Raw genomic sequence first — 12,253 nt, 5'->3', positions numbered from 1 at the left:
AAGGATCTGCTTAATGACTAGAATTAGTGGAAATATGGTTAATTATTACTTTGTATGCCAACGTAAGCTTTGGTTATTTTGCCATGAACTCAAATTTGAAGATGAAAGTGAGCGAGTTCGTCTGGGAAAAATATTGGATGAAAATAGTTATAATCGAAATGAAAAGCACATCATGTTAGATAATGTAGTAAATATTGACATGATAGAGAGCTGGAAAGTTATTCATGAAATTAAAAAGACTAAATCAATTGAAAAATCCGCTGAGTGGCAGTTGAAATATTACATGTATTATTTGAAGCAAAGAGGAATTGAAATTGAGAAAGGTATCCTGGATTACCCCAAAATCAAAGAACGGTTTGAATTTCAATTGACGAAGGAAGACGAGACAAAAATTCGTAATTTACTGAAAAAAATCGAATCTGTAATATATGCAAAACAAACACCGCACAAAATAAATAGTAAAATTTGTAAATCATGTGCTTACTTTGAATATTGTTATAGTTAAAGAGAGGTGCTTTATGGAAAGTTTTTATTTATTTTCAAGTGGTGAACTTAAAAGAAAAGATAATGTTATCAGGTTAAATCGAGCTGACGGCGCGTACAAAGATATAAAGATCGAAGTGGCACGTGACATCTTTTTGTTCGGCGAAGTACAAACTAATACAAAATGCTTAAACTATTTATCTGAGAAAAAAATTCCAGTTCATTTTTTTAATTATTATGGTTTTTATACTGGAACTTTTTATCCTCGAGAAAAGAATGTTTCTGGAACTTTGTTGATTAAACAGGTTTTAATATATGAACAGGCAAAACGACGGCTCGGGTTAGCTCAAAAATTTGTATCAGGTGCAACCTATAATTGTCTACGAAACCTAAAATACTATTTAAGAAGGGATCGCAAACTAACTGCTGAGATTAATCAGATTGAGACCTTAAAAAAAATAATACCAAGAACTGAATCTGTTACAGAGTTAATGGGCATAGAGGGTGATATTCATAGAATTTATTACGGAGCCTGGCAAAAAATATTTAATAAAGATGTAGATTTTGACAAGAGAGTTAGGAGACCACCTAATAATATGGTAAATGCTTTAATATCGTTTCTTAATATGATGGCCTACAGCGTGTGCCTATCTGAAATTTATGTAAGCCAGTTAAATCCAACGATTAGCTATTTACATACATCTATGGAAAGACGCTTCTCATTATGTTTAGATATTTCTGAAATTTTTAAACCTCTTTTAGTTGATCGCATTATTTTTTCACTTATTAACCGAAACGTTATTAAAGAAACAGACTTTGAAACAGGTTCTAATTATTGCTATATGAAATCTAGTGCGATGAAAAAAGTAACACAGGCTTTTGATGAATATCTTCAAAAAACAGTTACGCATAGATCACTTGGTCGAAAGGTCTCTTATCGAAGAATGATTAGACTTGAATGTTACAAGTTAATAAAAGATTTAATGGATGAAAAGGAATACGTACCTTTCCAGCTTTGGTGGTGATATTTTATGTACGTAATTTTAGTTTATGACATTGCAGCGGACAAACGAGGGGCCAGAGTATCAAGAAGAGTATTCAAAATATGTAAAAAATTTTTAACTCACGTTCAAAAATCTGTATTTGAGGGACAATTATCAGTTTCTCAACTCAAACAGTTAACAACTGAATTGAACCAGTGGATTAGGGATGATCGAGATTCGGTTATTTTATTTAAAAACAGAAATAAAACCTGGTTAATAAAAGAATTTATTGGAATGGATAAATCGGAAGATACTTCTAATATTTTTTAGTCTGTCGACATTGTATAACGCAATTATTAGGGAGGATCGACAAATATGATTTTTCTAGTATTTTGTTGAGATTATTGTTAGAATGTATTCTAACAATTGTGTTTTCCTATCTTTTTTTTAGACTTCGACAGAAACACAATCAAAAGTAGCTGATATATCAACGTTTCTGGAATGCGGAGTATTTATTTAACTTAAGAGGAATGTAAATTAAATATATTTTATTGGACGAGCCTACCAGCGCACTCGTATTTATTTAACTTAAGAGGAATGTAAATTAGCATCGGGTCTTTGCATACCAGCAATCAAGAAGAGTATTTATTTAACTTAAGAGGAATGTAAATAAAATTTTTGCAGCGATTGCCGCAAATGGGTTGCTTGTATTTATTTAACTTAAGAGGAATGTAAATCTTATCAGCACCAACTTTATCAAGCACCCAGTTAATGTATTTATTTAACTTAAGAGGAATGTAAATTGCTGCTACTAAAGAGCAGGTAGCCGCTGCTGAATTGTATTTATTTAACTTAAGAGGAATGTAAATTAACTACAACTACAGTTGGCAATCCAATCAGCCATGGTATTTATTTAACTTAAGAGGAATGTAAATTGCTTAACGAAAAAGGCGTTGGTGAAAAGATATGGCGTATTTATTTAACTTAAGAGGAATGTAAATCAGTAACTAGCGGAGCTTCAACGGCTGGCAAAATTGGTATTTATTTAACTTAAGAGGAATGTAAATCTGATAATGACATCGGAACAGGAATGGGCGTAAACGTATTTATTTAACTTAAGAGGAATGTAAATTTCTTAGTAGAAAAAGGTTTCTATAAAGATGATTTGGTATTTATTTAACTTAAGAGGAATGTAAATACAGGAACACGCAATTCAACCAATAACTCATGGCAGGTATTTATTTAACTTAAGAGGAATGTAAATGATGTTAAGGCCTTTTATCACGAACTTAATCGTACTGTATTTATTTAACTTAAGAGGAATGTAAATTCTATATAGAACTCTCTGCCCTTAACCTCTAGTGTGGTATTTATTTAACTTAAGAGGAATGTAAATCATACTATAAAATACTCAAAGGAACAAGCCCAGATACGTATTTATTTAACTTAAGAGGAATGTAAATTTAACCAATCAATTGAAGTAACCGATGAACTAGATCGTATTTATTTAACTTAAGAGGAATGTAAATATCAAAAAAATAAACGTCGGCGATGTATTCAAAACAGTATTTATTTAACTTAAGAGGAATGTAAATATGACAAGCTTAAGCTACACATTTAACAGTGATGATGTATTTATTTAACTTAAGAGGAATGTAAATTTCGTATGCCCACTTGCTCAACACAGCGCCGATCATGTATTTATTTAACTTAAGAGGAATGTAAATACCTCTTTGCGGATTGTCAAAATTTCCAGTGCTGACGTATTTATTTAACTTAAGAGGAATGTAAATGCATGTGATGTTCTTTTTCTTTCAGTTCGGTCATGTATTTATTTAACTTAAGAGGAATGTAAATAGATATGACATCAAGGACTTAGATGAGTTTGCTGATAGTATTTATTTAACTTAAGAGGAATGTAAATAGAAACATCAAAACCAAATGCCTTTCTCTATTTGCAGTATTTATTTAACTTAAGAGGAATGTAAATATCTGTTGATGGATTAGGTAGCGAGGGTAGTAGCTCGTATTTATTTAACTTAAGAGGAATGTAAATTTAGCTAAATCTAAATAGCCGTGATCGGATAAACCAGTATTTATTTAACTTAAGAGGAATGTAAATCGCTCTAAACTCGATTTCTCTGCTCATTTATTTTTCGTATTTATTTAACTTAAGAGGAATGTAAATAGTTATAAGGCTGACTTGGAACGAGGGAGCAATAAGGTATTTATTTAACTTAAGAGGAATGTAAATGAATAGGTGGCTTGTTTATAATTGTAAACATTAATGTATTTATTTAACTTAAGAGGAATGTAAATTACATAACTAGCTTTAGTATGAAACTGAGCTAGAGGTATTTATTTAACTTAAGAGGAATGTAAATTCTGTAGTTAAGGTATACCATTTATTACCCCCGTCGTATTTATTTAACTTAAGAGGAATGTAAATGTAATCAGACTCACAAGAAGTAGCATCTTGTGGCGTGTATTTATTTAACTTAAGAGGAATGTAAATCAGAAAAAAAGTGAAGTTTCTTTTAGAAGCGAGAGAGTATTTATTTAACTTAAGAGGAATGTAAATACAAATAACCATTCGAAGTTCCATTCAGATCAAACTGTATTTATTTAACTTAAGAGGAATGTAAATAGTCATTAGCATATTGCTCATCAGTTCGTTGATGCGTATTTATTTAACTTAAGAGGAATGTAAATAAGCGCTTGCTAATTGAATACAAATCAATTCCTTGAGGTATTTATTTAACTTAAGAGGAATGTAAATGCAAAATAAGATGTGATCGAGCTTGTTAGCATTCCTAGTATTTATTTAACTTAAGAGGAATGTAAATAGGATAATTAACTTCCAGGACATTCTCGGCAAAGGGGTATTTATTTAACTTAAGAGGAATGTAAATGACTTATACTTTTTGCCTAAGAAGTCCAAAGCTTCAGTATTTATTTAACTTAAGAGGAATGTAAATACGACTTAGGCAGAAAGGTTTCAAAGAACCAGAACGTATTTATTTAACTTAAGAGGAATGTAAATCTGTTTATTTGAACTTGTTGAGACACGCCATCATCGTATTTATTTAATTTAAGAGGAATGTAAATCAGTCTAACTACAATGCTCTCTTCACAACTGAGGAAGTATTTATTTAACTTAAGAGGAATGTAAATTATCAAGAGGACAAAGTTAGATTTAATGAGTCAGAAGTATTTATTTAACTTAAGAGGAATGTAAATATTGTTGTCAAATGTACCAAAAATCTCCGCATCCACTTTCTTACATTTTATTTCTGCCTTCCAAAGAACTTAAATTTTACCCAAAATGAGTTATTCATTTAAAAATGTAATCTCCAAAGTTAGATTGAGGTAAAATCGGGCTGGTCAACAGCGTTGATAAGGAGGAAAAGAGACATGTATCTAGAATATAACGATCTGAACAAGTACCTGCAGGATCTACCTGAATTAGAAATTAACTCTGTTGAAATTCAGAATCTTTCCGATAAGTTATTTGCTAATGCAACTGATGAAATCAACATCATTGATAAAGCTTTTAGATTCGTACGCGACCACATCGCACACTCGCACGATATACAGGCAAGCGAGGTAACGCGAACTGCTATAGAAGTTCTCAAAGCCGGTCATGGAATTTGCTATGCTAAGTCAAATCTACTCGCCGCGCTTTTACGAAATGGTAAAGTTCCGACAGGTTTTTGCTATCAGCGTCTTATATTATTTGATAAGAGAAAACAACCACAATACTGTATTCACGCGCTAAATGCTGTTTATGTTAGTCGCTATGATCGGTGGATACGAATAGATAGCAGGGGAAATAAGGCAACAGTTAATGCTGAGTTTTGCCCACCAAAAGAAAAGCTGGCTTTTAGTGTTGATCCAACAGTAGGTGAAATAAACTATCCGACTATCTATGCAAAACCAAATCGTGAAACAATGAAAACTTTGCAAGAGTCAACGGATGTGATTCAAATGTATTCACATGACCTCCCAGAAAAAATATAGCTGGACAACTTCTAATGTATAATTTTGCATAAACTTTTTATAAACACTCCGATACATAAGGGGATCCTTACCCAGGAAACGAGGGCAGGGCAATAATACTAATATGATTTTTAAAGCAATAGTATTATGTAACGAGATAGAACTAGGTAGAAGATTAGTATAGTAATTATGGCTAAATGCCATATACCACTAACAGCACTCAAAGGTCGAACTTGACTTCCAGTAACGGAAGTTTTATATTTAACTTGTGATAAAAAAAGACACATCTTATGATTGGTAAGTAGCACAATTTTGGAGGAGCTGTTGCATTTCTAGAACTATGGTGAATAACAACTTTTTTTCAAGAAGTTCTTTTGAATTAAAAAAGGAGATGTGACACATGTTAAAAATAACGTACTCAGCTGAGAATAATGCAAAAGCAAGTATTGAGTTTGAAGGTCCTGCTTCCTTTGTAGCTGATGAGCAACTTGAAGTTCCTAAACTGCAGGACTATTACAGGATAGATAAAGTTACGGTTTCAAACGAACGGCTGCATGACTTCAATGGTCAAACCATTGCAGACTTGTACAACTATTTCTTGGAGAAGCTTTCCTAAGCCCAGATTAATTAACTTGGTCAAAAACTGCTTTTGCATAACAAAGGAGCTGTGCCAAAAGGTAAATTTTGGTACAGCTCCCTTTTTTATTCCGTATAAACGTGCTCCATAAGTCAAAATTCTCTTTTTAGATTTGACGAATTGTCAAATCAAGTGTAGCACTTTTAAAATACGACTAAACAATCTAAAGCTCACTTTTGGAACGTTAATCTGTATGAACTATTTTATTTAATAAAGCCATTGCTTGCGGCCACCCAATATAAAAAGCTAGGTGTGTACATAAGGCACTTAATTCGGTCGTGGTAACTCCATTCTCGTAAGCTGTCTTTAAATGAAATGGCATTTGTTCAGTATTGCCTAATACGGCTAATACGGTAAGGGTCACAATACTTCTGGTTTTCGAATCCAAGTGTTCATCTAACCAGATCTCTTTAAACAATATGTCATTCGTGTATCTAGATAAATCAGGGGCAAAATTTTGAACCTCAGAACTTAGTTTTTCTGTTATCGGATTATTCGACATTTGTGTTTTCCTCTCTCAAGTTAATCAGTGCAATATTTGTGCTTTACCATCGCCAAAAGACCAATTTTCAATTGGAACTTCGTTTAGCAAGATAAATACATTTTGTTTCCCTACAATTGTTTTTTGCTCAATTTCTTCAGCTATCATCTTATATAATGACTTCTTTTGTTCGACTGTTCGACCTGGGCCACAAAAGATTTCGATATAAATGAAATTTTCATCTCTTTCTGTGTTTTTTAAAAGATATCCTTTATCAACAAAATTCATTTTCAAATCAGTTGAAACTAAAAGTTGGAAGGTATCATCCTCAGGAATGTGAAAACATTCTTCTAAGGAAAGATGGACAATTTTATTTATCCTTGTGCAAATTTCTTTACTGAAATTATCTCCATGAAAAATTTTAACGAATGGCATATAAATTCCTCCTCATTTTATGTATTTAGTTTATAATAGAGTTCTACACAATGATAATTCATATTTTTGGAAAATATTATTATTATAAGGAATGAAGAAAAATGGATATAAATGAGCTGGTAACTTTCAAAACAGTTGTAGAAAAGAAAAGTTTTTCTGCCGCCGCGGATTTTCTGGGATACTCGCAACCGAATGTTACCAAACACATTAAAAAAATAGAAGAAGCTGTTGGCTTTGAATTGTTTAAAAGGGGATGGAAAGCAACTTTAACGAGGGAAGGTGAGTTGTTCTACAAAGCAGCTGCTGACCTAATTGATCATTGGAAAAGCGTCTGTTTAGTTTCACAAGAAATCGAAACAGAACAGGTAGGTGAGCTTCGAATAGGAATAATTGAACCGCTCGCTAAAAAATTATTACCGAACATAATTAATTGGATGGAAATGTATAAACCCAAAATGGATGTCACTTTTGAGATGGGAAACACACGGAGACTAGCTGAATTAGTTGCCACTGATGAATTAGACTGTGCCTTCTGTGGTGAAACCGACACTTTTTCACAAGAACTAGAATTTAAAAAAATATGTAAAGATGAAATTAGAATAATAGTTTTAAAAGGCCATGAGCTTCTTACGCAAAAAGAAGTTGCACTCAACGATATTTTAAAGTATCCGCTAATATATGGAGATAAGACGTGCTTAAGTCACCAAGCATTTATGCAGGTTTTACAGCAGCAAAACCTGCTAAACCAATTAAAAACACATTATATATGTTCTAATCAATTGCTGATTCCAGATATTCTAACAAGCAATCAAGTTGGAATAACAACTCAGTCTCTTGCAGCTGCAGAAAAAGGAAAAACTGTTCCTTTAGCTATCAAGGACATGAATGTTAAGCTTTCATACGGCATAATAAAAAAGAAAAGAAACTATAACTATTTAGAAAAAACTATTCAATCAATCACAGAGCTAGCACTTCAGGCGAACTAAATTAGCTAGAGATTGGACTAAGCATTGAGCGCTTGACACTTGTCAATTAACTGAGTCACGAAAAAGGCGGGAGTAATTTGGAAAAAACAGGGATGATCAATCATGTTGAAATATACGTAAGTAACCTTTCGACATCTATACAATTTTGGCAATGGCTTTTAGTCGATCGTTTGGGGTATACCGTAAACCAAAAATGGAACAAGGGTATCAGTTACACTAAAGATGGCGGTGGTTATATTGTCTTCGTACAAGCTGAACCTAGGCGAACACAACTGTCTTATAACAGAACAAATGTTGGGCTCAATCATTTGGCCTTCTCAATTTCAGACAAAAAGTTGCTTGAACAGATAAGAGCGGAATTGAAGGACTTAAACTATCAAGAATTATATGCGGAAAATTATCCATATGCGGGTGGCAAAAAACATTATGCACTTTATTTTGAAGATCCAGATAGAATAAAAGTGGAATTAGTCCTCGTCGTTTAATTTATAGAGGAGCCGCAGTGTTAGCTATAAGAAGGAATACCCCTGATGTTGTAATGCATTAATTAGATATAGGTAACTCGTTAATTGTTGAATTTGATAAGCACAACTCAAGCACATGCGCAACAAAGGGGCTCTGTTAGTCTATAGTTTCCTTTGAAATATAAGATTAAGCCAATGAGTTATCTGTGAGAACACATAATTTAAGTGCAAGTGTTCTTCGTTCGTTTTTTGCAAGCGTGAATGTTCTTCTCTAGTAACCGCTAAGCTAATAGCAGCAGAGAAAAACTTGAGTGTTTTTGAAAAAATATTATTTTTATACAGTCTGTTTTACCTCACAAGTGCAAGCAAAACTTAAAATTAAGCCTTGTCGTGCTGCAAAGCTGTGACTATTATCAAATAATCACTTTTTTTGACTGTATAATAATTCTATAATGGTATTTATAGGGCCATCAATTCTTATCAGACGGAGTATACCACAATGAATATTTCATTATTAAATAACCAAATCGCTATCATTTTTTTGCTGATGTTGCTTGGGGCTTTAATCAACAGACTCGGGTTTATGCATTCGCAGACCTCAAGTGATTTAACCAATATCCTACTCAACATCGTTTCACCTTGTTTGATCATAAATGCGTTTGAACAGCCATATTCCAGCGATAGAATTCAACAGCTTTTACTTGCTGGGGTAGGGGTCCTGCTTTTTTACTTACTTGAAATAATAATTGCTTCTGTTATTTTTCACAAAATTAAGGATTCGAACCTTCAAAGAATCCTCAAGTATGGTTGTATCTTTTCGAACGCAGGTTTTATGGGAGTTCCACTAGCTAGTGCACTTTTTGGAAAAATAGGTGTGTTTTTTGCTGTTGTTTCATTAGCTGGTTTTAATATTTTTAATTGGACATATGGTGTATCCTTATTTAATTCGGCTAACAAGCATAAAAATAAACTATTCAAGCTGAAAATGGCACTTTTAAACCCAAATATTATTGCCATAGTCGCAGGCTTACTTTTATTTGTTTCATCTATTTCTTTACCTCATGTTATCAGTCAAACAGTTAGTTATGTTGGAATGATCAACACGCCTCTTTCTATGATAGTTATTGGTAATAGCTTGGGAAATATTAAATTGCAAAAGGAAGCACGGAACTTTTCGCTCTGGCTAGCTGTTGCTCTAAGAAATTTGTTTTTTCCAGTTTTAGCATTAATAATTTTCAGATTTTTGGGTGTTACAGGAGTTGCTCTTGATACTACCATCATTATGATGGCATGCCCGGTTGCGGGAATCGTGGTTTTGTTTACCTTGCAAAATAATGATGATGTCGCGCCAGCCATAACCTTAATGGGTGTTTCTACAATTCTCAGCTTAATCACAATTCCTATCATTTTCCATCTGATTTAAACCTTTTACAAAATAAGTAACCCAAAACAGTAGTTAATTAAATGGACCGTCCCGTCATTATCTCTGGGCGGTCTTTTACTTTAAGCTAAAAAATGATTGAATCTATTAAAAGGTAGTTTTGAACACAGCTTGAGAATGCGCTTACTAGAGCGGAATATGATATACTATCATCTGCAGTATATTAAATACCACGACATGGAGTATAAAATGAAAAAAAATATCTTGCTTCTTTCTGCCAGTATGTTCGTTAATATGGGTATTGGACTGATAATGCCGATTACAACCTTATATATCCACAAAGATCTTGGAAAAAGCCTTGTTACTTCAAGCTATGTTTTAATGGCTTTTTCCATCCTCATGGTAATTGGCAATCTCTTAGGAGCTCAGTTGTTTGATCGCTGGAATCCCAAATTAACAAGTTATCTCGGGGAACTCTTTATCTTGCCTTCTTTACTTTTACTCACTTTTTTCCCCATATGGCCTCTCTACGTTTTATTACTTGTTTCATATGGCTTTGGGTTGGGTGTTCTTAATTCAAGCATTAATGGCTACATCGCGTATAAGCAAAAAGGCGATCGTAATCTTTTCACAAATGCTTACTGGTTAGCAAATCTCGGTATGGGGGTCTCAACCTTCTTGTCAGGAATGTTTTTCTCACTCAGCATTAAACTTGTTTTCTTAGGAGCTTTTCTGCTTTTCTTACTAACCCTTTTCATAATTGCGGGCTTTATTCCTAATATTCATATAGAGCATAGAAATCAGCAAGTGAAGAAACGTGTTACAAATAGAAAAACCGGCAGTTCTTTATTTAATCTAATAACGCTATGTTTAATTTTAATAATTGTTTGGATTGGTTATGAGCAGTGGAATAGCAACATATCGGTTTATATGCTGTCTAAAAATAATTCAGTGCAGCAATATAGTATCCTCTTCACCATCTCAACAATTGAAATAGTGGCACTTCAACCTGTGCTTAATCGTTTTTTTAAAAACACTTTTACAAATGAAAAGTATAGAATGCTTTTAGGTGTGCTACTGTTCGGAATTTCCTATCTTAGCATAGTCGGTGCAGAAGCATATTGGCGTTTTGTCCTTGGAATCACGCTGTTATCGATTGGGGACATGCTGGCCTTAACAACAACACCAGCCTTGCTAAACAGGTTTGCCACAGATTATAATCGTGCTTCAATTCAATCGATTGGAGGAACAGCAGCTTCACTGGGCAGGGCGGTGGGCCCACTAGTAGGTGGAGCAATGATAACTGTCACCAACTTTGCAATGACTTTTATTTTAATGTTTGTCTTGCACTTTTTAGCAACAGTGGTTGGCTTTTTCTTGCGAGGACCTCATGAGGAAATGCACTAACAAGTTTGGAGTTAATCTTCCTAGATTAAAGTGGCAATCGATTATACAGATATTTACAAAAATAAAACATTAAAACTGTAGTAGTGATTTACCTAGCAGCAAATAATTACTGTTAAATATGGCTTTAATTCTGCAGTTTTTCATTCACATAGACTATGAAACAAATGCTTAGATGCTTACAGATTACTTGACCAAATTATTCTCCATATAACAAGTAACAGTCAGTTCACAAAACTTTTATGTTTTCACAGATTACTAAAAGCGCAACAAATAGTTGCAGGTTAGAACTTTTCATCTTATATAATATGCCTTAGGAGGTAGACCAAGTTTTGGATATTAAAAGGTTAGATCATTTTGTAATCACTGTTCAGGACATTGAGAGAAGCTGTCGTTTCTATCATCAGATTTTAGGGATGCAGATTATTACGTTTGACAATGGTAGAAAAGCTTTGCGTTTTGCGGACATGAAAATAAATTTACATCAAGTGGAACATGAATTTGAGCCCAAAGCAGCTATTGCAACACCAGGAACCGCAGATATCTGTTTCATTGTAAAAACACACATTTCTGATGTGCTAACTGAACTTAGAACAAAAAATATTCCAATTGAGCAGGGACCAGTTCCAAAAAATGGAGCTTTGGGCCCTATTGAATCGATATATTTTAGGGATCCAGATAAAAACTTGATTGAGCTTGCCAATTATCGTTGATTTCTATTGGATACGTGCATAGTAAACATCAACCTAAAATATAATAAATAAGCTCAGCAAAAAACATTCATTGTGATTTGCAACCTAAATTATCTTCTTATAATGATCTTTCAAGAGCTGCTAACTGAAATAACTCAAGACCGTAGCTATATATAAAGTTAGACTAAAAAACTTATGCAGCTTGTTAAAGTTTTGTGGATGGGGCAAGCGTTCCACTTTAAAAAATATAGCAAAACAAATGAAAACTCTACAATTATTTTGTTATAATATTAACATCTTGATTCCGC

The 12,253-nt window shown here is 33.3% G+C and carries 12 protein-coding genes and 1 CRISPR repeat array; of the genes, 10 read left to right on the top strand and 2 right to left on the bottom strand.

Going from position 1 to position 12,253, the window contains the following annotated elements:
- The first annotated feature begins 13 nt into the window (after window positions 1–13).
- The 5 genes from cas4 to JCM15457_RS02445 all read left to right on the top strand — a co-directional run bounded on the left by cas4 (window position 14) and on the right by JCM15457_RS02445 (window position 6,081).
- Window positions 14–505, top strand: coding sequence for a CRISPR-associated protein Cas4 (gene cas4, locus JCM15457_RS02465; protein WP_034987517.1), 492 nt, complete (start codon window positions 14–16; stop codon window positions 503–505).
- A 13-nt stretch (window positions 506–518) separates the two neighbouring features.
- Window positions 519–1,508, top strand: coding sequence for a type I-B CRISPR-associated endonuclease Cas1b (gene cas1b / locus JCM15457_RS02460; RefSeq protein ID WP_034987146.1), 990 nt, complete (start codon window positions 519–521; stop codon window positions 1,506–1,508).
- A 6-nt stretch (window positions 1,509–1,514) separates the two neighbouring features.
- Window positions 1,515–1,796, top strand: coding sequence for a CRISPR-associated endonuclease Cas2 (gene cas2 / locus JCM15457_RS02455; RefSeq protein ID WP_034987143.1), 282 nt, complete (start codon window positions 1,515–1,517; stop codon window positions 1,794–1,796).
- Between the two features lie 178 nt (window positions 1,797–1,974).
- Window positions 1,975–4,706: direct repeats of the CRISPR family, unit length 30 nt; unit sequence GTATTTATTTAACTTAAGAGGAATGTAAAT.
- A 174-nt stretch (window positions 4,707–4,880) separates the two neighbouring features.
- Window positions 4,881–5,486, top strand: a complete 606-nt coding sequence (locus JCM15457_RS02450) for a transglutaminase-like domain-containing protein (protein WP_034987141.1) — start codon at window positions 4,881–4,883, stop codon at window positions 5,484–5,486.
- Between the two features lie 379 nt (window positions 5,487–5,865).
- Window positions 5,866–6,081, top strand: coding sequence for a DUF4649 family protein (locus JCM15457_RS02445; protein ID WP_034987139.1), 216 nt, complete (start codon window positions 5,866–5,868; stop codon window positions 6,079–6,081).
- A gap of 205 nt (window positions 6,082–6,286) precedes the next feature.
- On the opposite strand, the gene JCM15457_RS02440 is transcribed toward JCM15457_RS02445, so the two are convergent.
- The gene (locus JCM15457_RS02440; RefSeq protein ID WP_034987137.1) at window positions 6,287–6,604 is read right to left on the bottom strand and encodes a carboxymuconolactone decarboxylase family protein; all 318 of its coding nucleotides are present in this window, start codon (window positions 6,602–6,604) and stop codon (window positions 6,287–6,289) included.
- A gap of 24 nt (window positions 6,605–6,628) precedes the next feature.
- Window positions 6,629–7,018, bottom strand: coding sequence for a tautomerase family protein (locus JCM15457_RS02435; protein WP_034987135.1), 390 nt, complete (start codon window positions 7,016–7,018; stop codon window positions 6,629–6,631).
- Between the two features lie 101 nt (window positions 7,019–7,119).
- On the opposite strand from JCM15457_RS02435, the gene JCM15457_RS02430 reads away from it, so the two are divergent.
- The 5 genes from JCM15457_RS02430 (at window position 7,120) to JCM15457_RS02410 (ending at window position 11,966) form a co-directional block, all read left to right on the top strand.
- A complete protein-coding gene (locus JCM15457_RS02430) occupies window positions 7,120–8,004 on the top strand; it encodes a LysR family transcriptional regulator (RefSeq protein WP_034987134.1) in 885 nt (294 codons plus the stop codon).
- 77 nt (window positions 8,005–8,081) lie between these two features.
- On the top strand, window positions 8,082–8,489 hold the full coding sequence (locus JCM15457_RS02425; protein ID WP_201769992.1) for a VOC family protein: 408 nt from the start codon (window positions 8,082–8,084) through the stop codon (window positions 8,487–8,489).
- Window positions 8,490–8,967: 478 nt separating this feature from the next.
- Entirely contained in the window at window positions 8,968–9,891 is a 924-nt protein-coding gene (locus tag JCM15457_RS02420; RefSeq protein ID WP_034987132.1) for an AEC family transporter, read from the top strand.
- A gap of 207 nt (window positions 9,892–10,098) precedes the next feature.
- Entirely contained in the window at window positions 10,099–11,256 is a 1,158-nt protein-coding gene (locus tag JCM15457_RS02415; RefSeq protein WP_034987130.1) for an MFS transporter, read from the top strand.
- 329 nt (window positions 11,257–11,585) lie between these two features.
- Window positions 11,586–11,966, top strand: coding sequence for a VOC family protein (locus JCM15457_RS02410; protein WP_034987129.1), 381 nt, complete (start codon window positions 11,586–11,588; stop codon window positions 11,964–11,966).
- The last annotated feature ends 287 nt before the right edge of the window (window positions 11,967–12,253 follow it).

The organism is Liquorilactobacillus sucicola DSM 21376 = JCM 15457 (genome assembly GCF_000612445.1).
GTDB classification, from domain to species: domain Bacteria; phylum Bacillota; class Bacilli; order Lactobacillales; family Lactobacillaceae; genus Liquorilactobacillus; species Liquorilactobacillus sucicola.
This window is presented reverse-complemented; position numbering and strand designations above follow the sequence as displayed.